This window comes from Herbidospora daliensis, assembly GCF_001570585.1.
In the GTDB taxonomy this organism is placed as follows: domain Bacteria; phylum Actinomycetota; class Actinomycetes; order Streptosporangiales; family Streptosporangiaceae; genus Herbidospora; species Herbidospora daliensis.
Window position 1 is genome coordinate 370042 of record NZ_BBXF01000003.1, and the last position, 23072, is coordinate 393113.

Annotated in this window: 22 protein-coding genes; 14 read left to right on the forward strand and 8 right to left on the reverse strand. The window is 71.2% G+C overall.

Annotated features, from left to right (window positions below; translation table 11 throughout):
* Window positions 1-23: 23 nt before the first annotated feature.
* Window positions 24-575 (reverse strand): hypothetical protein, encoded by a 552-nt coding sequence (locus tag AW274_RS17015; protein WP_062432851.1) that lies wholly within the window; start codon window positions 573-575, stop codon window positions 24-26.
* A gap of 139 nt (window positions 576-714) precedes the next feature.
* Between AW274_RS17015 and AW274_RS17020 the strand changes: the two genes are divergently transcribed.
* From AW274_RS17020 to AW274_RS17045, 6 genes are all read left to right on the forward strand, one after another.
* On the forward strand, window positions 715-1266 hold the full coding sequence (locus AW274_RS17020) for a sigma-70 family RNA polymerase sigma factor (RefSeq protein ID WP_083974389.1): 552 nt from the start codon (window positions 715-717) through the stop codon (window positions 1264-1266).
* Window positions 1250-2302, forward strand: a complete 1053-nt coding sequence (locus AW274_RS17025; RefSeq protein WP_062432854.1) for a hypothetical protein — start codon at window positions 1250-1252, stop codon at window positions 2300-2302. The genes AW274_RS17020 and AW274_RS17025 overlap by 17 nt, the downstream gene beginning before the upstream one ends.
* Window positions 2299-3195 carry an ABC transporter ATP-binding protein gene (locus AW274_RS17030; protein ID WP_062432857.1) on the forward strand — a complete coding sequence of 299 codons (897 nt, stop codon included), beginning with the start codon at window positions 2299-2301 and terminating at the stop codon, window positions 3193-3195. Before AW274_RS17025 ends, AW274_RS17030 begins: the two co-directional genes overlap by 4 nt.
* Complete coding sequence (locus AW274_RS17035) at window positions 3192-4046, forward strand: ABC transporter permease (RefSeq protein ID WP_062432860.1); 855 nt, start codon at window positions 3192-3194, stop codon at window positions 4044-4046. Before AW274_RS17030 ends, AW274_RS17035 begins: the two co-directional genes overlap by 4 nt.
* A gap of 93 nt (window positions 4047-4139) precedes the next feature.
* A complete protein-coding gene (locus AW274_RS17040; RefSeq protein WP_062432863.1) occupies window positions 4140-6380 on the forward strand; it encodes a glycoside hydrolase domain-containing protein in 2241 nt (746 codons plus the stop codon).
* Entirely contained in the window at window positions 6377-7648 is a 1272-nt protein-coding gene (locus AW274_RS17045) for a glycosyltransferase (protein ID WP_062432866.1), read from the forward strand. The genes AW274_RS17040 and AW274_RS17045 overlap by 4 nt, the downstream gene beginning before the upstream one ends.
* A 47-nt stretch (window positions 7649-7695) precedes the next feature.
* Here AW274_RS17045 and AW274_RS17050 read toward each other — a convergent pair whose 3' ends face one another.
* Together AW274_RS17050 and AW274_RS17055 are read right to left on the reverse strand one after the other, a co-directional pair.
* A complete protein-coding gene (locus tag AW274_RS17050) occupies window positions 7696-8844 on the reverse strand; it encodes a sensor histidine kinase (protein WP_062432870.1) in 1149 nt (382 codons plus the stop codon).
* A gap of 26 nt (window positions 8845-8870) precedes the next feature.
* Window positions 8871-9971: a TIGR03364 family FAD-dependent oxidoreductase gene (locus AW274_RS17055; protein WP_062432873.1), complete on the reverse strand. Its 1101-nt coding sequence runs from the start codon at window positions 9969-9971 to the stop codon at window positions 8871-8873.
* Between the two features lie 18 nt (window positions 9972-9989).
* Between AW274_RS17055 and AW274_RS17060 the strand changes: the two genes are divergently transcribed.
* The 5 genes from AW274_RS17060 to AW274_RS40330 all read left to right on the forward strand — a co-directional run bounded on the left by AW274_RS17060 (window position 9990) and on the right by AW274_RS40330 (window position 12750).
* Window positions 9990-10739, forward strand: a complete 750-nt coding sequence (locus AW274_RS17060; RefSeq protein ID WP_062432876.1) for a GntR family transcriptional regulator — start codon at window positions 9990-9992, stop codon at window positions 10737-10739.
* Window positions 10736-11380, forward strand: coding sequence for a phosphonatase-like hydrolase (locus AW274_RS17065; protein ID WP_062432878.1), 645 nt, complete (start codon window positions 10736-10738; stop codon window positions 11378-11380). The genes AW274_RS17060 and AW274_RS17065 overlap by 4 nt, the downstream gene beginning before the upstream one ends.
* A 68-nt stretch (window positions 11381-11448) precedes the next feature.
* A complete protein-coding gene (locus tag AW274_RS17070) occupies window positions 11449-11769 on the forward strand; it encodes a hypothetical protein (protein ID WP_062432881.1) in 321 nt (106 codons plus the stop codon).
* Window positions 11766-12314, forward strand: a complete 549-nt coding sequence (locus AW274_RS17075) for a hypothetical protein (RefSeq protein ID WP_062432886.1) — start codon at window positions 11766-11768, stop codon at window positions 12312-12314. The genes AW274_RS17070 and AW274_RS17075 overlap by 4 nt, the downstream gene beginning before the upstream one ends.
* A gap of 172 nt (window positions 12315-12486) precedes the next feature.
* Window positions 12487-12750 carry a hypothetical protein gene (locus AW274_RS40330; RefSeq protein ID WP_062432889.1) on the forward strand — a complete coding sequence of 88 codons (264 nt, stop codon included), beginning with the start codon at window positions 12487-12489 and terminating at the stop codon, window positions 12748-12750.
* Here AW274_RS40330 and AW274_RS17085 read toward each other — a convergent pair.
* From AW274_RS17085 to AW274_RS17100, 4 genes are all read right to left on the reverse strand, one after another.
* The gene (locus tag AW274_RS17085) at window positions 12705-13712 is read right to left on the reverse strand and encodes an alpha/beta hydrolase family protein (RefSeq protein WP_062432892.1); all 1008 of its coding nucleotides are present in this window, start codon (window positions 13710-13712) and stop codon (window positions 12705-12707) included. The two genes, AW274_RS40330 and AW274_RS17085, sit on opposite strands and share 46 nt — an antisense overlap.
* A gap of 56 nt (window positions 13713-13768) precedes the next feature.
* Complete coding sequence (locus tag AW274_RS17090) at window positions 13769-14230, reverse strand: NUDIX domain-containing protein (RefSeq protein WP_198169312.1); 462 nt, start codon at window positions 14228-14230, stop codon at window positions 13769-13771.
* 312 nt (window positions 14231-14542) lie between these two features.
* The gene (locus tag AW274_RS17095) at window positions 14543-15100 is read right to left on the reverse strand and encodes a class I SAM-dependent methyltransferase (RefSeq protein WP_062432898.1); all 558 of its coding nucleotides are present in this window, start codon (window positions 15098-15100) and stop codon (window positions 14543-14545) included.
* A 461-nt stretch (window positions 15101-15561) separates the two neighbouring features.
* Window positions 15562-16485 carry an NAD(P)/FAD-dependent oxidoreductase gene (locus AW274_RS17100; RefSeq protein WP_083974531.1) on the reverse strand — a complete coding sequence of 308 codons (924 nt, stop codon included), beginning with the start codon at window positions 16483-16485 and terminating at the stop codon, window positions 15562-15564.
* A 68-nt stretch (window positions 16486-16553) separates the two neighbouring features.
* On the opposite strand from AW274_RS17100, the gene AW274_RS17105 reads away from it, so the two are divergent.
* Window positions 16554-17159 (forward strand): helix-turn-helix domain-containing protein, encoded by a 606-nt coding sequence (locus tag AW274_RS17105; protein ID WP_062432903.1) that lies wholly within the window; start codon window positions 16554-16556, stop codon window positions 17157-17159.
* Between the two features lie 607 nt (window positions 17160-17766).
* Here the strand turns inward: AW274_RS17105 and AW274_RS17110 are convergent.
* Window positions 17767-20214 carry a GH116 family glycosyl hydrolase gene (locus AW274_RS17110; RefSeq protein ID WP_062432906.1) on the reverse strand — a complete coding sequence of 816 codons (2448 nt, stop codon included), beginning with the start codon at window positions 20212-20214 and terminating at the stop codon, window positions 17767-17769.
* A gap of 102 nt (window positions 20215-20316) precedes the next feature.
* On the opposite strand from AW274_RS17110, the gene AW274_RS17115 reads away from it, so the two are divergent.
* Together AW274_RS17115 and AW274_RS17120 are read left to right on the forward strand one after the other, a co-directional pair.
* The gene (locus tag AW274_RS17115; protein WP_062432909.1) at window positions 20317-21297 is read left to right on the forward strand and encodes a LacI family DNA-binding transcriptional regulator; all 981 of its coding nucleotides are present in this window, start codon (window positions 20317-20319) and stop codon (window positions 21295-21297) included.
* 174 nt (window positions 21298-21471) lie between these two features.
* Window positions 21472-22791, forward strand: coding sequence for an ABC transporter substrate-binding protein (locus AW274_RS17120; RefSeq protein WP_062432912.1), 1320 nt, complete (start codon window positions 21472-21474; stop codon window positions 22789-22791).
* Window positions 22792-23072 lie beyond the last annotated feature (281 nt).

Here is a 23072-nt window from a genome sequence, read left to right on the forward strand (position 1 = left end):
GCGACCCCCAGGGGGTCGCGGGCTCAGCCGTCCACGGCGACGGCGGCGTACTCGTAGTTGGTGCGGCCGTTCTCGTCGCCGTAGTGGGAGCGGCCCGTCATGATCTCGCCCGTGGGGGAGAGCGAGGTGTGCTTGCTCTCCTTCAGGTCGGCCGTCCAGTGGCGGCCGACGATCCGCAGGCTCTTGCCCTGCCAGCGCATCATCTGCGCGTAGTAGACCGTGTAGCCCTTCTCGTCGCCGTAGTGGTAGCGGCCGGTCAGCGCGTAGCCGTCGGGCACGGTGTACACGCTGCGCGGCTCGTCCACGCGCACCCAGTAGCGCTCCGGGAGCACCTCCACCCGGACGTCGTTGATGTAGATCTGCCCGCAGTAGTAGGTCGTGGTGCCGTTCTCGTCGCCGGTGTGCGCCCGGCCGACCAGCATCTGGTGCTCGGGGCAGAAGAAGGTGCTGTTCGACTCCTTCACCTTGCCGATGTGCCCTCCCAGCACCCTGATGGTGTACGTCTCCGCGGCGGCCGGGGCGGCGGAGGCCAGGGTCGCCGCGGCGACGGCCGCGGCCAGGGTCTTCTTCAACATGGCGGTTCTCCCGTTCCTCGTTGGCTTCGACGGGAACTCTCGCCCAGGCGACTTGTGAGGCGGTGGAGACGTTCTTGGAGGCGGCCAGCGAGCCGGTTGTGGCGTGTCACAAGTGAGCTTGCGGCGGTGCTCTACCAATGTGAACGTCGTACAGGAGAACGTGCTGGTCGGGAGGGGCGTCGCCGTGGGGTCCGATCCGCCGGTCCGGGCCGATCTGGAGCAGGTGTTCCGGGCCGCCTATCCGCGCGTCGTCGCGGTGGCCGCCCGCGTGCTCGGGTCGCGGGACGAGGCGGAGGACGTCGCGCAGGAGGTCTTCCTCGCGTTCGGCCGCTCCACGGTGCCCGCCGGGGAGGCGACCGGCTGGTTGTCGGTCGCCGCCGCGCACACCGCCCTGAACCATCTCCGGTCGGGCCGCAGGAGGACCGCCCGGGAGGAAAACGCCTCCGGCGAGACCGTCGCCCCCGACATCGCCGACGCCGTCGTCACCCGCGACGAACGCCGCCGTGTGCGCGAGGCCCTCGCCCGGCTGCCGCGCCGCCAGGCGGTCGCCCTGGTCCTGCGGCACAGCGGCCTCAGCTACGCCGAGGTCGCCGCCGCCCTCGACCTGTCTCCCGGCAGCGTCGGCACGATCGTGCGACGGGCCGAGTCCGCTCTGCGCAAGGAGTTGAACCGTCATGCGCCATCCGACTGACGGCACGCTGCGCCGGCTCCTCGACGAGCCGGACGGGGTCGCCGACGCCGACCGCGACCACATCGCCCACTGCCCCGCCTGCCAGGAAGGACTGAACGTGGCCCGTGACGACGCCGCCTTCGCCGCCACCGTCTTGCGCCCCGACGTCGAGGTGGACGTCGACCAGGCGTGGACCCGCTTCTCCACCCGCCCCCCGGCGAAGCGGGCCACGGTGCTGAGCCGCTGGCGTTCCCGGCTGCGCAGCCCGGTCGTCGCCATCGCCGGCGCGGCCGTGCTGGTCACCGGCGCGGGGGCGGCGGCCGCCGCCGACTGGCTGCAGATCTTCCAGGCCGAGCAGGTCGCCCCGGTGACCGCGCCGCAGGCCGAACTGGCCAAGATCCCCGAACTCGACGAGTTCGGCGACCTCGACATCACCGACGAGATCAACTTCCGCCCCGCGAAGGGCCTCACCGAGGCCCAGGAGGCGGCCGGCCTGACCCTCCCGGCGGTCGCCGACCTGCCGCGCGGGGTGAGCGGCGCGCCCGCCTACTACGTCGTCGGCAAGGCCGGCGCCTCCTTCACCTTCTCCGCCGAGACGACCGCCCGGACCGCCGCGAAGGCCGGGGCGACCGCCCCGCCGATGCCGCCGGGGCTCGACGGCAGCCGGTTCATCCTGTCGGCCGGGCCGGGCCTGGCGGCGGTGTGGGCCTCCGACCACGAGATCCCCGCCCTGGCCGTGGCCCGGATCACCGCGCCGTCGGTCTACTCGGCGGGCGTGCCCTTCACCACCGTGCGCGATTACCTGACGTCGCTGAGCTTCATCCCCGCCGACGTCGTGGCCCAGCTGCGCGGCTTCTCCGGCGACGGCACGCTGCCGCTGTTCTCGGCGGTCGAGGAGAAGCAGACGTCCGTCACCGACGTCGGCGGCCGCCCGGCCACGCTCGTGCAGAGCGGCTCCATGACCGCGGTGCTCTGGGTCGCCGACGGCGTGATCAACGCGGTCGCCGGTTCGCTCACCGCCGACGAGGTCCTGACCGTCGCCCGGGGGCTGCGATGACCAACGCCGTCTGGACCTCCGGCCTGCGCAAGCGCTACCGGAAGCGGACCGCCGTCGACGGCGTCTCCTTCTCGGTCGCGCGGGGCGAGGTGCTCGGCCTGCTCGGCCCGAACGGCGCCGGCAAGACGACCGTCATCAAGATGATGCTCGGGCTGGTCCGCCCCGACGCGGGCGAGGTCATGCTCCTCGGCCGGCCGGTCACCGACCCTCGCGCCCGCGCCAAGGTCGGCTACCTGCCCGAACTCTTCCGCTACCAGCCCTGGCTCACCGCGAAGGAGGTCCTCGGCCTGCACGTGCGGCTCGCCGGGGCCGACGTACCGGAGCGGGAACGGCACGACACCCTCGGCCTGGTCGGGCTCGCCGAGCGGGCGGGCGACCGCGTCGGCGGCTTCTCCAAGGGCATGCAGCAGCGCCTCGGCCTGGCCGTCGCGCTCGTCGCCCGCCCCGAGTTCGTGGTGCTCGACGAGCCGACCAGCGCGCTCGACCCGGTGGGCCGCGCCGACGTGCGCGACATCCTGCTGTCGCTGAAGGACCGCGGCGTGGCGGTGCTGCTCAACTCCCACCTGATCGGCGAGGTCGAACGGGTCTGCGACCGCGTCGTCGTGCTCGACCGGGGCCGGGTCGCCGCCTCGGGCACCCTCGCCGAGCTGCTCGGCGGCCGGGAGCTGCGGCTCCGGCTGGAGAAGGTCACCGCCGAGGCCGAGGAGCGCCTGCGCCGCGCCGGGCCGCTGAGCCGCGACGGCGACCTCTACACCGTCGCCGACCTGGAGGGCGACCTGATCCCCGACCTGGTCGCCGACCTCGTCGAGCTCGGCGCCCGCGTCCACTCGGTCGAACCCGGCCGCGTCAGCCTGGAAGACCGGCTGCTCGACATCCTGGGAAGTGAACGATGATCGTCCTCACCTTCGCCGCCCTCACCCTCCGCGAGGCGGCGCGCCGCAAGGTGCTGCGGGCGCTGGCCGTGCTCACGGTCGTGCTGCTGGGCCTGTCGGCGTGGGGCTTCCACACCCTCGTCACCAAGGAGTTCGACGGCGCCCTGCTGACCAGCGGCGAACTGCGGCTCATCGCCTCCCAGCTGCTCAACCTGGTCATGTTCGGCCTCAGCCTGATCGCCGCCCTCGGCACCGCCTTCCTGGCCGGCCCGACCGTCGCCGGGGAGATGGAGTCGGGCGCCGCCCTGGCGATCCTGGCCCGCCCGATCCGGCGCTCGACCGTCCTGACCGGCAAGTGGCTCGGTCTGGTCGTCTTCGGCGGCGGCTTCATCGCCCTGGCCGGGCTGGCCCAGTTCGTGATCGTGTACGCCACCACCGGCTACTGGCCCTCCGACCCGGTCACCGGCCTGGCGCTGCTCGCCCTCCAGACGGCCGTCCTGCTCACGCTCGGGCTGCTGTTCTCCACGCTCATCTCGCCGATGGCCTCGGGCGTGGTCGCGGTCGGCCTGTTCGGCGCGACCTGGATCGCGGGAGTGGTCGGGGGAGTGGGCCGCGGCCTGGGCAACGACAGCGTCGCCGCCGTCGGGTCGGTCTCCCAGGTCCTGCTCCCGACCGACGGCCTGTGGCGCGGCGCGATGTACGCCTTCCAGGACCCCACCGCGCTGCTCGGCTTCGGCGGCCCGGCCGTCAAGGGCGGCTTCCCGTTCCTCAGCGACGCCCCGCTCACGTGGGCCTACCTGGCCTGGACGATCACCTGGACCGCCCTGGTGCTCGGCCTGGCCGCCCTGCTGCTGCGCCGCCGCGATCTGTGACCGCCCAGGTCACAAGGAGTTTTTGCGCAGGTGAACGAAGGATTTCACCTCACCGAAACCTACGTCCGGCCGGGGGCCGGATAAGGTCTGTCCATTCTCGACAACGTTGATCCCTTCATCGGCACCGCGGCCACCGACCTGCCCCCGGCAGGCGGCCTGGCCGCCACGTGGTGGTGGCCGAAACCGCAGGTGGGCAACACCCACCCCGGGGCCACCTCACCCCTCGGCATGGTCTCGGCCTGTGCCTACTCCGGTGCCTACCCGACCGGTTACGGTCGTTACGCCAAGAACACCGAAGGCGTGCCCGAGGAGATGTTCGACCGTCTCCAGGCCAGTGGGTTCACCCACTTCCAGCAGTCGGGCACCGGCGCGATCCGCAAGTACTACAACTACGTGCGGGTCACCCCGATGGTGCAGCCCCTCGACGACCTCGGCCAGTCGTGGTCGTTGTCCGACGAGGAGGCCTCGCCCGGCTACTACGCCGCCACCCTCGACACCGGCATCCGGTGCGAGGTCACGGTCGGCCAGAAGGTGGCCGTGCACCGCTACACCTTCCCCCGGCACAGCAGCGCCCGGGTGGTCGTCGACCTGTCGTGCGGCGGGCTCGCGATCGACCTCGGCCGCACCGTGCCGCTGCGGGCCCAGGTGGAGAACATCGGCCACGGCCAGGTGCAGGGCACCGTCGTCATGGAGGGCGTGCCCCTGTCGGTGTACGTCGACGTCGACGCCCCCGGCTGGCGCCAGATGCTCTGGTACGACCGCCGGCTCATCGACGGCGGCACCCGGCTCGACTTCGACAGCATCCGGCACACCACGCTGCGCCCCTTCGGCATGCTCTACATGGGCCCCACCCGCGCCGGGCAGACGATCGAGGTCCGCATGGGCTTCTCGCTGCGCGGCTGCGACCAGGCCAAACGCAACCTGGAGCGGGAGACCGGCCTCGGCCAGCCCTCGTTCGACATCGTCAAGCTGCGCACCCGCGCCCGCTGGAGCGACCACCTCGACCGCGTCAAGGTCGACGGCGGCACCCCGGCCCGCCAGACCGTCTACTCCACCGCGCTCTACCACTCGCTGATCAAGCCGTGCATCGTCGACGACGAGAGCCCGTTCTGGCCGAACAACGGGCCCTACGCCTTCGACGTCTGCACGATGTGGGACATCTACAAGACCCAGCTCCCGCTGCTGATGGCCATCGCCCCCGACCGCGCCTCGGGCCTGCTCGAATCGCTGATCCGGGTCTGCGAGGAAGAGGGCAACTTCCCGATCGGCTACCGCATGGCCCGCGGCGCCGACCGGTTCTTCCGCCAGGGCAGCGCGCTGGCCCACACCGCGCTCGCCGACGCCCACGCCCTCGACCTCGACGGCATCGAGTGGAGCTGGGCGCTCGTCCACATGGCCGACGACCTGCGCCGCATGTACGGCGAGGACTTCTTCGAGCACGGCGTCGTCCACCCCATCACGCACACCCTCGACCTGGCCTACGGCCACCACCTGACCGCCCAGCTGGCCCGCGCGCTCAACGACACCAAGCTCGCCGACGACCTGGCCCGCCGCGCCCACGGGTGGGTCAACGCCTTCGACCCCGGCACCGGCCTGCTGCGCGACTCGGAGTTCTACGAGGGCGGCAAGTGGAACTACTCCTTCCGGCTGCTCCACGACATGGCCGCCCGCATCGCGCTGGCGGGCGGCGACGCCGGCTTCATCGCCAAGCTCGACCGTTTCTTCGGCTACGGCGCCGCCCCGGTCAAACAGGCCGGACGCCGCCCGCAGCCGGCCGAGATGGCGGCCGGCTACGCCCTGAACCGCTTCGAGGGCCTCAACAACGAGCCCGACATGGAGGCCCCGTGGGCCTACCACTACGCGGGCCGTCCCGATCGCACCGCCGAGGTCGTGCACTCCGCGCTCACGTGGCAGTTCGGCACCGGCCCCGGCGGCCTGCCCGGCAACGACGACTCCGGCGGCCTGAGCTCCTGGTACATCTGGGCCTCGCTCGGGCTGTTCCCGGTGGCCGGGCAGAACCTCTTCCTGATCAACGCGCCCGCGTTCGAACGGGCCGCGCTGAGGGTAAGAGAAGGCGAGTTCGTCATCGAGACCAGCGGCCTCAAAGAGGCGCCGATCAGCTCCGACGGCGCCGAGCATGAGCCCCCGGTCCAATACGTCCAGTCGGCCACCCTCAACGGCCGTCCACTGGATGCGGCCCACCTGACTGCCGCGACCGTCCATCGGGGCGGCAGACTGCACCTGCGACTCGGCCCCGAGCCATCGGGATGGGGGCGGGGTGTCCGCCCGCCGTCCCTGTCCGATTCCCCTGCGCTATCGGAGGAGACTCGATGACCCACCCCCGTCGCCGCCTTGTGATCGTGGTCAGGGCCGACCCGGTCATCTGCGGCCATTCCGGCGAGGCCCGCAACCTCGCCGAAGTGGCGCTGACCCGTGGATACGACGACGTCAGGCTGCTGACCTGGCCCATCGCGGCCCTCCAGGCCGCCGGGCTGCCGTTGAAGCCGCTCGACCGGCTGCTGCCGTACAGCCCCGGCATCACCGTCGAACGTCCCGAACCCGTCGGCGACTACCGGGTGCCCGACGGCCGCCACCTGGCCGGGCTGACCGGGCGTCTGGTCGAACTGCTGGCCGAGCCGGTGCCGACGACCTGCCTGTCGATGTACATCGTGCCGCACGCCAACGTCGTGCTCGACGCCGTCAACGCGGCCCGGGCGGCGGGCTTCAACCCCAACGTCCGGACCATCGTGAAGGCCGTCGGCTCCGACGTCACCAACGTCATCCGCAACTGCCTGCGCGACGGCCACTTCGGCGCCGCGACGGCGCTGTTCACCACGTTCCTGGCCAACGACGAGGTCGTGGCCGTCTCCGACTACACCCGCGACGAGATCATCGACGCGGCCGGGCAGGTCGACGCCCACGTCGGCACCACGTTCGCCGAACAGTGCCGCCGCCGGGTGTCGGTCAGCTACCCGCCGATCGACTCCACCGCGTTCCTCGACCCCGACCCGTCGCTCGTCGACGCCGCCCTCGCCCACCGCGGCCTCGAACGCGACGGCTACCTGCTGTTCCTGTCGCGGGTCACCCCGGCGAAGGGCATCTTCGACCTGCTGGCCGCCTACCGGCAGGCCCGCAGCCGCGAGAAGGTCAAACTCGTCATCGCCGGCACGGGCACCGCGCTCGCCCAGGTCCAGGCGATCGCGGCGGCCGACGAGCACGTCGTCGTCCTCACCGACGTCGACGACAACGAGAAGCCCCTGCTCATGCGCGGCAGCGCGGCCTACGTGCTGCCGACCAAACCCGAGCCCGACTTCGTCGAGACGTTCGGCATCGCCCTGGCCGAGAAGATGCTGGCCGGCGGCGGCCCGATCATCACCACCGACACCGGCGGCACCCTCGAAGCGGTCGGCGACGCCGCCATCATCGTCGACCAGGGCGACGTCACCGGCATCGCGGCCGCGATCGACCGGGTGGTCCTCGACATGAACGGCACCGAACGCCGCGAGCTGGAACTGCGGGCCCGCGACTGGGCCATGCAGTTCGACCGCGCGGCCGTCTTCGACGACCTGTTCCCCGAGACGGCCCTCCGCCAGAGCGCCTGACCGCGATCGACGCCGGCCCGGACGGATCACTTGCCGCCCGGGCCGGTTCACTTGACCGGCAACACCGCGCGCACCGCGAAGCCGCCGTTCAGCGGGCCGGCGTCGAGGGAGCCGTGGAAGAGGGCGGCCCGTTCGCGCATGCCGATCAGGCCGTGGCCGCCCGGCACGTGCGGCGCGGGCCGGAAGCCCTCGCGCGGCCCGTCGTCGGTGACGTCGACGCGCAGCTCGCCCGGCCCGTGGCCGATCGTGACCGCCACCCGGGTCGGCCCGGCGTGCTTCAGCGTGTTGGTCAGCGCCTCCTGCACGATCCGGTAGGCCGACAGGTCGAGGCCCGCCGGCAGCGGCCGGGGGTCGCCGGTCACCTCGACGGTCACGTCGAGCCCGGCCGTGCGCGACTGGTCGACCAGGTCGCCGACGCGGGCCAGGCCCGGCTGCGGGAGACGGCTGTCGGTGGCGGGGCCGCGCAGCAGGTGCAGCATGCGCTGGAGCTCCTCGACCGCGCCCCGGCCGGTCGCCTCGATCTGGGTCAGCGCCTCGCGCTCCCGGCCCAGGTCGGCGGGGAGCCGGCGGCGCAGGCCGCCCGCCTGCATCACCATCATGCTGACGCTGCTGGCGACGATGTCGTGCAGCTCGCGGGCCAGCCGGGCCTGCTCCTCGGCGACCGCCTCGCGCACCAGCTGCTCGCTGCGCGCGACCACGGCGTAGGTGCGCTCGTCGGCGCGGCGGGCCAGCACCTGGTAGCGGCGCACGCCGACCCCGGCCCCGCCCGCGATGGCCGACATGCCGGCCGCGATGGCGTACTCGGCGAACTCGGCGCCGCCGTAGGTCGTGCCCATGGTGGCGACGAAGACGGTCGTGGCCGCCACGCCGAACAGAGCCCGGGTGCTGCGCAGCCGGGTCTGGCTGAGCACCGTGAACAGGAAGACCAGCTCGGTCAGCCACTGCCAGGCGGCGGCGTCCTCCAGGGTGAACACGAACACCGCGGCGGAGACGACGGTGTAGAGCGCCATCGTCCAGATGGGGGCGACGCGCCGGAACAGCACCAGGAGCGCGGTGGCGACGCCGCCGGCCACCCACAACGCGGGGATCGACCGCTCGGCCAGGTCGGTGCCGCCCGTCAGCTCCTCGATGACGGCGAACAGCCCGACCGCCCCGGCCACCAGGCCGTCGGCCGCGCTCAGCCGGGTAGCTTGCACGAGATGAGCGTAGTGTGCGGTTCGTCTCAGTCGAGCAGTTCGTCCAGCACCCGGGGAGCGAGCCCGAACGCCGTCGTCATGCCGATGCCGGAGGTCACCGAGACCACCCGCACCCCGGCCATGGGGGAGACGTCGAGGAAGGGCCGCGCGGCCGAGGCGTAGACGCCGCGCCAGCGTTCCCGCACCTCCAGGCGGGGCACGCCGAGCAGGCGGGCGGTCTCGCGGAGCACGAGCCGGTCGAGGTCCTCGGCGTTGAAGGGGTCGAGCGTCGTCGCGTAGTGGTGGGTGTCGCCGATGACGAGGTCGCCGTCGGGCCGCTGGGTGAACATCAGGTTCAGGCCCGCGTCCACGAGAGGCGCACTCTCGGTCTCCAGCCGGGCGCGCACCGCCTTCAGGCCCGGCAGCGCCGCGAAGCCGTCGTAGCGCAACATCGAGAACCCGGTCAGCACCGCGGGCGCGATCTCTCTCCTGTACGGGTCGGCGACCCGCAGCATGTGGAGGGCGCAGCGGCGCACGCCGTACAAGGCAGAGAGCTCGGGGAAGTGCCGGTCGACGTCGTGCCCCACGCAGACCACCACGGCGCCCGCCTTCAGCGGCCCCCGCGAGGTGCCGACCAGGCCGGGTTCGATCGTGTGGACGGCGGTCTCCCAGTGGAAGGTCACGCCCTGATCGGCCAGCCACCGGGCGACGGCGGGCACGGCCGTGCGGGGGTCGACCCGGACGTCGAGCGGGAACCACGCCCCGCCCAGGCTCTCGATCCCGACGCGCTCGGCGACCTCGCGGCCGGTCAGCGGCACGACCTGGTCGCCGCGCTCCCGCGCGAACTCGCCGAGCACGGCCATCTCGTCGTCGTGCCGGGCGACCAGCACCGTGCCCGACTCCCGCAACCAGAACCCGGCCTCGCGGGCCAGCCGCACCCAGGCCGAGCGGGCGTCGAGCGCGTAATCGAGCGCCGCCCCGGCCTGCGCGGTCACGCAGCCGTGGCCGAAGTTGCGCACCGACGCGCCGGTCGCATGCCCGTCGCGCTCGACGACGGCGACCGACCACCCCCGGCGCACCGCCTCCACCGCGTGCGCCAGCCCGACGACGCCCGCCCCGACGACCACCAGGTCTGCCCGACTTGTCATGACAAGTAGGGTAGCCATATGGACGAGCCCCTGCACCGGCGCATCGCGGCCGACCTCCGCCGCCGCATCGCCGACCACGAGCTGCCGGTCGGCTCGGCGCTGCCGTCGGAGTCGCACCTGTGCGAGCAGTGGGGCGCGTCCCGGGCCCCCGTCCGCCAGGCCCTGGCGGCCCTGCGCGCCGAGGGCCTGATCGGCGGCGGCCAGGGCAAACCCCCCGTGGTCCGCTCGACCGCGGTCAGCCAGCCGTTCGAGACGTTCCTGTCGTTCTCCCGCTGGGCCCTGGACCACGGCCGCGTCCCCGGCCAGCGCACCCTGGAGATCACCCGCCGCCCCGCCTCCCCGGAGGCCGCCGAAGCCCTGTCGCTGCCCGACGGAGACCCGGTCGTCGACCTGCTGCGGCTCCGCCTGCTCGACGGCATCCCCGTGATGCTCGAACGCACCACGTTCGTCTGGCCGGTCGGCCGCCTGCTGCTCGACCACGACTGCGACGAGGGCTCGATCTTCGCCTTCCTGGCGGCCCGGGGCGTCGACCTGACCCACGCCCGCCACGTCATCGACGCCGTCGCCGCCGACCCGGTCGACGCCGACCTGCTCGGCCTCCCCCCGGGCGCGCCCCTGCTCCGCGAACGCCGCCACACCACATCGGCCGCCGGTGAGCCGGTCGAGTACTCCGACGACCGCTACCGGCCCGACGCCGTCTCCTTCACGATCGAGAACTCCCAGCGGGCCCGCCCGGCCCTGCTGCGTACCCGAGGACGGATGCCATGATCGAACTCGTCGTCCTGGACGTCGCCGGCACGACCATCGAAGAACACGGCAGCGTGTACGAGGCCCTCGAAGCCGCCGTCCGCGCCGCCGGCGCCACCCCGACGCCGGAGGAGGTGCACCGCTGGATGGGCGCCGGCAAACGCGAGGCCATCGCGGGCCTGCTCGGAGCCCCGTCGGAAGCGGCCTACCAGGACTTCCGCGCCCGCCTGGCTTCCCTCTACGCGACCAAGCCCCCCTACCCGCTGCCGGGAGTGGCGGAGGCGGTGACCCGGTTGCGGGACGCGGGCGTGAAGGTGGCCCTGACGACGGGCTTCGACCGCGAGGTGGCGACGGGCCTGCTGGAGTCGGTGGGCTGGACGGGCTTCTTCGACGCGGTGATCTGCGTGGACGACGTCCCGGCCGGCCGACCGGCGCCTTACATGATCTTCCGGGCGATGGAGGCGACCGGGGTGACCGACGTGCGCGCGGTTCTGACGGCGGGCGACACGGTCCGGGACCTGGAGGCGGGGACCCGCGCCGGGGCGTCGATGGTGGTGGGGGTGCTGACGGGGGCGCAGGACGCGGTCGACCTGGGGGCGGTCGCGCACACCCACATCCTGGCGGGGGCGGCGCGGATCCCGGATCTTCTGCTGCCCAATTGACGGCATACAGAGGACAAGGGGGCGTTGCCGCTGGTCTACTAGACGTATGCAGAAGAACAATGCGCCACATGACTACGGACAAGTGGACCGAGACCCTGACCGAACTGGCGGAGGCCATCCGCACCTCGGAGATCCCGGGCGACCTCGGCATCAGCCAGGTCACGCTCGCCACCACCTGGGACTTCGAAGGAGAAGAGGCCCTGGAGGCCACCGTCGTCATGGACGGCGAGGACCCCGACGGCTGGTCGGGCGAGCTGACCCACGCCCTGGCGACGAACGGCAACACCCTCGCCGCCCGGCACGGCCTCGACCACTACGTCTTCTTCCGCATCTACTCCCCGCAGGAGTGGGCCGACAAGGACCGCCCGGACGACGAGGAGGAGGCGTGAGCGGGAGCTTCAAGGTCGACGACTACCTCCGCCTCGCCGACCAGATGGCCGGCCGCTCCGCGGGCCGCAAGCGCCCGATGTCCGCCCACCTCCGCCGGGCGACCTCGACCGCCTACTACGCCCTGTTCCACGAACTCGTCGGCCAGGGCACCAGGCGCGCGGTCCGGGGCGGTTCGGACGACCAGCGCCGCACCGTCAGCCGCTGGTACGCCCACGGCAACTTCCGCCAGACCGCGCGCTGGGTCAGCGCGATCGCCGCGAAGACCAGCGCCCCCGACGCCGTGACCCTCCTGCTCAGCAGCAACGGTCACGTCGACGCCGACCTCGCGCTGCTCGCACGGACCTTCACCACCCTCCAGCGGGAGCGCCACACCGCCGACTACGACCCCGACTACAAGCCGACCCGGTTCGACACCCTCGGACACGTGACGAGCGCGAGGCTGGCCGTCGACGCGGCCCGGCGGCTGGACGGGGCGAACGTGCAGGCGTTCGATATGTTCCTGCTGCTCTCACTCGGCGGGGAGCGCATGGTCAGGAACACGTGATCTGAGGAGGCGGTCATGGAGGCGGAACTCCGCGCACTCGAAGGCTGCTCGAAGGGGAGACGTGGCTCGTGACGTACCTGCTGGATCAGGCCGGGCGGATCAGCCGCCGCTCGACCGTCTGGACGCGGACCGCCGACGGCTGGGCCGCGCACTACCACCAGGGGACGCTCGCATGACCGCCGCCGACCTCGCCGCGCACCTCGCCTCTCTCGGTGTCGACGTGCACTCCATCGGCCGTGACCTCGACGAACGCTACTGTCTCGTCGAAGCGCCTGACGGCTGGCACGTCTACTACAGCGAACGCGGCCAGAAGTCCGGCCTCCGGATCTTCCGCGACGAGGACGCCGCCTGCCGCGCCCTGCTCCGCGACGTCCTCGCCGACCACGGGGTTCAGGCGCGCCTGCGCACCTCGGGAAACTCCGGCTCCGCAACCTGACGCCCGCGCAGGTGCCGGTCCAGGAACCAGGCCGTGTACGCCCGCGTGATCTCGACGGCCCGCGCCCCGTCGAGCGGCTGGGACGTCAGCCCCACCTGCCCCCGGAGGATCGCGTAATCGGTGAACGACGAGTGGTCGGTGCCGGTCACCTCCACCCACGTCTTCGGCTTCGCCTGCACGGGCGGCCACGTCGCGTCGGTCCTGACCGCGCCCATCAGCAACACCGGCCTCTTCAGCGGCGGCACGTCGGGCATGAAGCTGCCGTCGAAGTCGACGGCGGCCCGGATCGACGGGCGAGCCGCCATGGTGTGGACGGCGGCGTTGCCGCCCATCGAGTGACCCGCGACGGCGACGCGGTCGACGTTGAACCGCTTCTTCACCTGGTCGATGACGAACGTCAGGTCCTTGACCCGCCCCGCCGAGACCTGCGCGCCGAGTTCCTTCGTCTGTGGACGTTCACACACCACACACGTCGTCGTATGTCCGTCGGGAAAGGTGGTGCCGACCGACTCGTAGGTGTGCTCGACCGCCGCCACCAGGTAACCCCGGCTGGCCAGGTCTTCGCCGAGCGACGTCAGGGTGGCCCGGGGAAACGAGAAGCCCGGCGACAACACGACGAGCGGCAGAGCCTTCCTGACCATCGGGGCGCCCGACCGGGCATGGGTCCGGGTCGTGGCCAGCACTCCGGGCGGGACGTCTTCTGCCCCCGGGACACGGGCGAGGATGTTGGCCGACTCGGCCGTGGTGACGTACCGGAACCGTTTTGTTTTGGAAGAGAGCGCCGGATACCAGACCGTCACCATGAGCTGCCGCGAACCGGACGCGGGCACCCACGGATCGGGGCGCGACCGGTCGACGAGGTGCAGCGCTTTGGCGCCGACGGGGTGCGGGCCGGTGGGGACGGGCAGGGCCGGCGTGGTGACGAGGCCGCTCACGAGCGCGCCGACGGTGAGGATGTCCATGCCCTCACGGTTCCGTTACGCGGCCTGTCGGCATCAGCGCCGAAGGTCAGCCCGTGCTACCGACTTCCGGCGGAGGTCGCGGCGACCAGAAGACGGTGGCCCGGCATCAGCTCGTGAGGCAGCGCCTCCTCGGGAAACCAGCCGGCTTCCAGGATCTCGGTCGGATCGAGCGCCAGGGTGCCGCCGAGAAGTTCGCCCTCGTAGGCGACCTCGACCCGCAACCGAAACCCGCTCTCGACCCGCACCAGCCGATTGACCTGCGCCTTGAGACCGGTCTCCTCCATGACCTCACGGGCGACGGTGTCCTCGAAGGTCTCACCACGTTTGGCGTAACCGGTGGGCAGCCCCCACTGCCGGCCCTCGGGCCAGAAACGATGTTTCAGCAACAGGACCCGGCCGTCGTCATCACGGATGACACCCACCACCCCGACCATGAACGTCGCCTGCGACAACCAGAGCAGGCGCCACTGCACCGCGCCCCCGATCGCCCGCCAAGCGGTCGCCGCCAGACTCCTCAAGGCTGCCATCGTTCCGTTCTACACCACCCGGACACGGGCTCCGGGAAGGCCCGGTCGAGCTTGTGGACTGGCGTGGTGAACCGGTGGACGGACCTCATCGCGGGCCTCCTTGATGAAGCTGGCAGCGCATGGTCCTAGCGCGATGTTCACGGTCTCTCGCCATGGCGTGTGCAGCGCGGTGTTGCGTGGTGAGGCTTGCGCCTTGTGCGGGGCACCGCGATGTTCCATGGTGCGAGCTCGAGCCATGGTGTGGTGCAGCGCCGTCTTCCGCACTGGTGACTCCCGCGCGGTGGCCATGTCCTTGACCAGGGCTCAAGACCTCGCGATCTTGACGGCCGCCATCACGCGGTCGTCGAGGACCCTTTCCGTGCCGTCGAAAGCGGGCACCACCCGCGGGCTCGCCACGAGCGGGATCGGCTGCCACTCGGCCGGATCGAGCACGGCCAGGATGTCGAAGTGGTCGACGACCAGCAGCGTGCCGCCGGGCCGGACAGCCGCCGCCAACTGCGGAACGATGTCCTCCAGCGCGTGGACGTAGTTGGTGCAGACCAGGTCGTATCCGTCGTCGGGTGCGGTCCAGGTGGTCAGGTCGGCCTGCTGCCAGGTGATCCTTCTGACGACCTCGGGACCCGCCTCTTCCGCGAGGGCACGGGCGTGGTCGAGGGCCACCTCCGAGATGTCGAGCGCCGTCACCTCCCACCCTCGGCGAGCCAGCCAGATGGCTTCGGCGCCCGGCCCGCATCCGGCGTCGAGGACCCGGCCCGGGGCGAGTGACTCGGCCACATCGAGCAGGTAGGGGTTGGGCTCGTGGCGCAGGGCGTCGGGGTCGGAGGTCCGGTACTTGTTCTCCCAGAACTCGCGGTCGAACACCTCGTCATGATCCGGGTGCGCGCCATGCCTGTGCCCGTGCCCGTCCCCATGACCGGACTGGTGATCAGCGCCGTGGTGGTGCGCAGGGTCGGGTCCGTGGTGGTGCGCAGGGTCGGGTCCGTGGTGGTGCGCAGGGTCGGGTCCGTGGTGGTGCGCAGGGCCGGTTCCGTGGTCGTGCGCAGGGCCGGGTCCATGGTCGTCACTGTGACCGAATCCATGGCTGTGGCTGGGATCACCGCCGATCTCATGGCCCTGCTCGTGCTGTTCGGCGTGCTCTCGGCCATGCGCGTGAGCGTTGACGCGTGCGAGTTCGTCTTGGCGCTCCGTACCGTCTCCGTGCTGCTCGTCTCCCGGCCCGTGGCCCGTGTAATGCCCGCGCTCGTGCCCCGGCTCGTGGGCGGCTTTCTCGTGCTGTTCCGCTGTGCTCATGTTCGCCTCGCCTCGCTCGTTGTCCGGATATTTCATGACGCCGCCGCCACCGCCAGTCGCGTCTCCTCCGCGATCAGGTCGCCGTTGATGCGGGCCCCCGCCAGCGCCCCGGCCGCCGCTGACGACCCCACCTGCGCCATCAGGTCGGTCACGTTCCCCGCCACCCACACCCCGGGCACGTCCGTCTGCCCGTCGGCCGCGGCCGGAATGTGCTCGCCGAAGCCCCCGGGATGCGGGACGGCCTTGAGGCCGAGCTGCTCCAGGAAGCCCACCCGCGCCTCCAGCCGGGTACCGACCACCACGGCGTCGCGCGGCACGACGGTGCCGTCCTTCAGCCGGACGCCGGTGATCCGGTCGTCGGCGATCTCCACCGCTTCGACTTCGCCGATCACCACCCGGATGCCGCGGGTGCGCAACTCCACGGCCTGCTCCTCCGCCGGCGGCTCGGCGGTGAAGAGGGTCACGTCGTCGCTGAGCTGGCGGAACATCATCGCCTGGTGGAGGCCCATGGGGCTGGTGGCCAGGATGCCGATCGCGCGGTCGCGGATCTCGTAGCCGTGGCAGTAGGGGCAGTGGACGGCGTCGCGGCCCCAGCGTTCCCGCAGGCCCTCGATCTCCGGCAGGACGTCGATCAAGCCGGTCGTGACCAGCAGGCGGCGGGCGCCGACCTGGCGTCCGTCGGCCAGGGTCACGGTGAAGCCCGGTTCCACGCCGACGACCGAGCCGGTGGCGATGTGGCCGCCGTACCGTTCGACTTCGGCTCTGCCCTTGGCCAGGAGTTCGGCGGGCGGGGTGCCGTCGTGGGCGAACAGGCCGTGGACCGCCTTGGCGGGCGCGTTGCGCGGCTCGCCGGCGTCGATGACCAGGACCGATCGGCGGGAGCGGGCCAGCATGAGGGCCCCGTTGAGCCCGGCCGGGCCGCCGCCGACCACAACTACGTCGTAGGTTTCTCTCATGCCGCCCACTGTGCGGCGAATGACGGCAGATGTGCAAACTTGTTTGCCAATATGGCAAACTCGCCAATATGACGGACGACATCGGCCAGGCCCTCGACGCGGTCGGCCCCCGGCTGCGGGCGCTGCGCAAAGAGCGGGAGACCACCCTCGCGGCGCTCGCGGAGGCGACCGGGATCTCGGTCAGCACCCTGTCGCGACTCGAGTCGGGCGCGCGGCGACCCACGCTCGAACAACTGCTGCCGCTGGCCCGCGCCCACGGGGTGACGCTCGACGAGCTCGTCGACGCCCCGGCGACCGGCGATCCGCGGGTCCATCTGCGACCGACGTTCCGCAACGGCCTGACCATGTTGCCGCTGACAAAGCGGGCGGGTGGAATCCAGGCGTACAAGATCATTCTGGCTCCCGGCGACCGCAGCTCGGAACCGGAGCTGAAGACGCACGAAGGGTACGAATGGCTCTACATCCTCAACGGGCGCATGCGCGTCATCCTCGGCGAACACGACGTGATCATGGAACCGGGCGAAGCGGCGGAATTCGACACGCGGGTACCTCACTGGTTCGGGGTCGCCGGCGACGAACCGGTCGAATTCCTGAGCCTGTTCGGCACCCAGGGCGAACGCATGCACCTCCGGGCCCGTCCGAAGAAGGCCCGAGACGCGGACCACCTCGACTGAGTGAGGCGGTTGCGCGGGGCTGCGTGACCCGGCCCTGATCTGGCCGAGGTGATCGAACCCTGGGGCGAGGTGCTCGGATCGCCGACCCGGCTCGGGCTGGGATTCACGTTGGCCGACCCGCCCTGGCCGTTCTCCCCGAACCCGCGTCTTCAGCGGCAGCGGATCCGGGGAGCGCTCATGTTGGCCGACCCGACCCGGTCGTCTTCTCCGAACTCGCGTGCCCTCGGCCACGGCGGATTCGGGGGAACGCTCGTGTTGGCCGACCCAAGCTGGTCGTACTCCGCAACCCGCGCGCTTTCAGCCACGGCGGATCCGGGCGAGCGCTCGTGTTCGCCGACCCAAGCTGGTCGTTCTCCCCACCCCGCGCGCCTTAACCCACAGCGGATCCGGCGAACGCTCATGGTGGCCGACTCGACCCGGTCGTTTTCTCCGGGCCCGCGCGCCGTCGGCCGCGGCGCATCGGGCGGAGCGCTCGTGTTCGCCAACCCGACCCGGTCGTTCTCCCCGAACCCGCGCGCCTTCGGCCTCAGCGGACCGGGAGGAACGCTCTCCTTCGCTGACCCCCGGTTCCGCTTTCGCATTCACCCCGAGCCGCGCCGGCCCACGCTCAGCGAGGTGTTGTATCGGTTCCGAGCACGTCGATCGACGCCGTCCCGTCCGCAGCCACGTCCAGGACCCCCCAAACCGTCCCAGCGACCACCGGGAACCGGCCCGGCCGCGAGGCCGTGACCTGCCCGGTCGCCGGGTCGTGGCGGACACCCGTGTAGGCGTCGAGCAGTGACCAGCCGGCCATCGCGCGCACGTAGTGGTCGCCGCATTCGATCTCGTTGAACGGGTTGCGGCGGGTGCCGTCGTAGCGTTCCCGCAGGCCGTCGAGGATGCGGAACGCCTCGTCCGGCAGGCCCTCGTACAGGCAGCTGGCCGCGACCTGGTACTCCACGCCGGTCCACACCTCGTCGCAGTAGCGCAGCGGCACCTCCGGGCGTCCGCCGTGCGGCCAGGTGCACACGACCAGGCCGGTTTCGGTTCCGTCGGCGAACGAGCGGTAGCCGTGGGGTTCGAAACCGGTGCGCAGGTTGTACTGAACGATCGATTTCAATGCGGTTTTGACCCGGTCGGCGGGCAGGATGTGACCCAGGTTCAGCTGGTGCGCCCACCACTGGCCGAGCAGCTGGTCCGACAGGCACCCCTGCCCGAAGTCGTGCTCCTCGCCGGTGTCGGGCTGGCCGTAGTACTCGCCCGTCCACAACAACTCGTCGTACCCGTCGCGGCCGAGCGTGAAGAGTTTCGCGAAACCGGCGGCCAGCTCGGGTTCCACGAGCCGGGCCATCTCCTCCATCGCCCGCAGCGCCGCGAGCCAGAGCCCGCCGACGAACATGTTCGGTCCGTGCAGGCTGATGTCGTAGGTGCAGGGCTGGTCGCCGCGCAGAATGCCGGTTCCGTCCGGGTCCCAGGTGCGGGTGACGTGCTCCATCAGCCGCCGCAGCGCGGGCCACTGCTCGCGGAGCCAGCCGAGGCCCGATCCGTCCAGAACCGTTCTGTACGTCTTGAGCACCGCCCCCAGCATCCCGTCGAGCGCCGGCCGGACCGGCCCCCCGATCGCGACGTCGTGGTATTGCGGCAGGTAGAGCGGCAGGGCGACCCGATGGGGGATCGACCCGTCGGGGGCCTGGATCGTGAACTCGGTCTCCCGCATGTCCCGCCCGAGCGAGGGGAACAGCCGGGCCAGCGCCTGCTCGTAGTTGAAGACGTGGTTGCAGTTCAGCGGGCACGACCCGCCCACGTCCCCGTTCCAGTTCCGGGTGGACGCCCCCAGCGCCCCCTCGAACCCGTAGGCGCGCCCGTCGGCGGTCCGGAACAACGAGGGCGACCGCACCAGCGTGCCCTGCGCCGAGATTACGTCCTTCAGGATCTCGGGGAGGTCGCTGTCGGCGACCGCCGAGGCCCACGCCCGCGACGTCGTGTCGAGGTGGTCGCGGTCGGCCAGGTAGGCGTCGAGTACGTCGACCGCGCCGCCGAACCGGGTCGCGTAGTGGTTGCCGATCCAGAACCGGCTCCCCGCATAGGACGGGGTGGGACCGAACCGGTCGAAGTCGGCGAACCGGTTGGGGAACCACCAGGCGTGCACGAAATCGATCGTCGCGGTTTCGCCCGGCGCAAGTGCGAAGGCGGCGGTGACGCCGGCGTCCCAGGTGAACCCGGCCGGGCTGGGACCGGCGGGCGCCCGCAGGGGAGAGGCCCCGTCGGCCAGCGCGGCCCGCAGCGCGGCGTCGGAGAAGTCGCCCAGTTGCACCGGGGTGACCAGTTTGACCGTCTCGGCGAAGCGCAGCAGCGCCTCGGCGCCGATCGCCCGCGGGAAGGCGACGGCCGGGGCGTCGGTCCACAACAACATCTCGCCGTAGCCCTCGTCGGTCTCGCCGAGCGAGGGGTTGTCCATCAGCACGCCGGTCTGTCCGGGCCTTCTGAGCAGGCGGTTCACGTTGCCGCCGTACCCGGCGCCGCGGGTGCCGTCGATGGGGGTGACCCCGTCCCAGCCGACCGCGTTCTGCAGGGCGCCCAGCAGGAAGCCGTGCCGGAACTCGGCGCTGGTGTTGGTCACCGTGAACTGGTAGCGGACCAGCGGCAGCGAACTGGCGTCGGCGTCGAGCGGCACGAAGGGGGTGAACGCCGACATCGACACCGCTACCGGCAGCGCGTCGTCGAGGTAGTCGACCTCGGCGAAGGGGTAGGCGGCCTGGAACTCGGTCGCCGTCACGGTCGGCCACGACGGGAGTCGTCCCAGGTCGGGCACTTCGGCGTCGGAGACGTTGGGGGCCGGGTCGGAGCCGGGCGGCACCGGGGCGCCACGTAGCAGGCGCACCACGTCGTCCGGCGGCTCGGTCGAGGAGACGCGCAGTGCGAAGAAGCTGTCGGGCAGGAAACCCCGATGGTTGGGCACCCCGCCGAGTTGCCACTGCCGCAACGCCCCGTCTCCGGCCAGCGCCACGTGCCCGGTGCCGAAGCCGCCGAGAGGGAACGCGACCGCGCGCCGGGCCTCCCCGGAGTACCGCTTCACAGCCCCCGCCTTTCCAGGTTGGATTTCGTCGGTCTTGAAATCGATTTCAGGCACGCTAGACGAGCTCATCAGGGGTGTCAAGCGCGGGTATGGTGTGGCGCTATGGCGACGATTTACGAGGTTGCGGCGCTCGCCGGGGTCTCTCCCGCGACGGTTTCCCGGGTTTTCAACGGCAACACCGTCTCCGAGGAGAAGCAGCGCCTCGTCCGCGACGCCGCCCAGCAACTCGGCTTCACCCCCAACAAGACCGCCCGCAGGCTGCGCAAGCAGAGCTCTGAGGTCATCTGCCTGCTGGTGCCCGACATCGAGAACCCGTTCTTCACCGCCCTGGCCCGCGGCGTCGAAGACCGCGCCCAGGAGTCGGGCTTCTCCGTCGTGCTCTGCAACACCGACGACGACCCCGCCAAGGAGCTGCGCTACCTGCAGATCGCCGCCTCCGAGCACATGGCCGGCGTGATCCTCTCGCCCGCCTCCGACGAAGTCGACCTGGGCGCCATCGCCTCTCTCGGCAGGCCCGTCGTAGCCGTCGACCGCACCACGCCCTACCCGGTCGACGCCGTGAAGATCGACAACCGGGCGGCCGGCATCGCCGCCACAACCGCGCTGGTGGACGCCGGTTTCCGGCGCATCGCCTGCATCGCGGGTCCGGCCGGGATCGAGGAGACCGAAGACCGCTACCTTGGCTGGAAGCAGGTCGTCACGGCCCGCAAGACCCTGGTCCGCGACGGCTTCCTGCAGCACGCCAACTTCCGCGTCGACGGCGGCCGGGCCGCGATGAAGGCCCTGCTCGAACTGATCCAGCCGCCTGACGCCGTCGTCACGACCAACAACCTGATGGCCATCGGCGCACTCCAGGCCCTGCACGAGAGCGGCATCGACCCCGAGGACTTCGGCGTCGCCGTGCTCGGCGAACTGCCCTACCTGCTGCCGCCGCCGTCGAGCGTGGTGCAGGTCCGGCTGCCGGCCCGCCACCTGGGGCGGACCGCCGCCTCGATGCTGCTGGAGCGCATCGGCGGCGACACCCAGCCGCTGCGCACGGTCGTGCTGCGGGCCGAGATCGCCCGACCGCCGTTATCGCTGTAATCGATACCGTCCTGTTACTTGCCTGATCAGGGGCTTCATGAGGTACGTTTCGCGGAGTGCTTGACGAAATCGATTTCTTGCACTTTCATGTGGCGCACGCCACACGCCCCCGGGGCCGCAGGCCGGCTGTGGCTCGCGTTGTGCATCTGCCCCAAGGAAAAAGGACGCAGGCCTATGAACATCCCCCGCCGCAAGGTCGCGCTGGCCTGCGCGACCGCCACCCTGGCGGCGACGGCCCTTGCGGGTTGCGGAAGCGACTCGGAATCGACGTCGACCGGTGCGAAAGCCCTGGAAATCGTCTACTGGAACTACGGCCCGGCCGCCGAGAGCGGCAACAAGGCCACCGCCGACGCCTTCACGAAGGCCCACCCCGACGTCAAGGTCACCCTCACCCCGGTGACCGGCGAGAACTGGGGAACCTACTACGCGAACGTCGCCACCCTGATCGCCTCGGGCAAGAAGCCCGACCTCATGGTGATCTCCGGTGAGGGCGCCCAGTTCGTCCACAGCAACAAACTCGTGAAACCGATCAACGAATACCTGGAGAAGGACGCCGGGGCCAAGGCCATCACCGACGACATCGCCCAGGGCCTCATCGACGGCTTCACCGTCAAGGGCGACGTGATCACCCTCAGCTACGGCTGGAACGACATGGTCGTCTACTACAACACCGACGTCTTCAAGAAGGCCGGCGTCGAGCCGCCCAAGGCCGACTGGACCTGGGACGACTTCAAGACGGTCGCCAAGAAGCTGAGCGTCGACACCAACGGCGACGGCACCAACGACCAGTACGGCTTCACCTGGGCCAGCAACGAGATCTTCCCCGGCATCATGCCGTGGGTCGCCAACGCCGGCGGCAACCTGACCAGCGACGACGTCTGCCAGGCCACCGCCGACTCCCCGCAGGTCACCAAGGCCGTGACGTTCCTCAACGACCTCATCAAGGAGGGCGTCGCCCCGGCCCCGATGCCGATGAGCGACGTCTTCACCCGCTTCCAGAACGGGCAGATCGCCATGTTCGGCGCGGGCCGCTGGCCGATCGCCACCTTCCTGCCCGCCGGGTTCAAGAGCTTCGACATCCAGCTCTACCCGAAGGGCGACACGTACAAGACCGTCTTCGGCGGCGCCGGATACCCGATCCTGAAGTCGTCGCAGAACCCCGACCTGGCCTGGGAATACCAGAAGTTCACGGTCAGCGACGAGATCGAGAAGGGCTACGTCGGCACCCCCGACAAGCCCGGCGACTCGATCCCGTCACGGCGCTCGGTGGCCCACACGATCTCCCAGGTCGGCGTGCCGCCCGCCAACAGCGACCTCTACTACGACAGCATCGACAAGTTCGAGACCCTCGTGCCCTACCCGGCCCCGGCCAAGTACAGCACGTTCGAGTCGACCGTCCTGCGCCACCTGCAGCAGATCTTCGCCGGCGAGACCACGGTCCCCGACGGCCTGAAGGCCATGCAGGGTGAGCTGACGGGCATCGTCACCTGCTGAGCGACCGGGTCCGGCCCCTGAACCCGGACCCGGTTCCCCTCCCAAGGCGGACCACTTTGACCACTGACACCCACGCTGCCACCCGCCTCCGGGACGAACTCGTCCCCGGGGCGGGGCCCGCGGCACTCACCGATCACCCGGCCCCCGAACTCCGGACCGGCCCCGTTCCCGTCACGAACGGCGCGACCATCCCCGGTTTCACGGCGGCCGTGTTCCGGGACGGCTCCCTTCCGGCTAGGGGTGGTGCGACCATCCCCGGTTTTACGGCGGCCGTTCTCCGG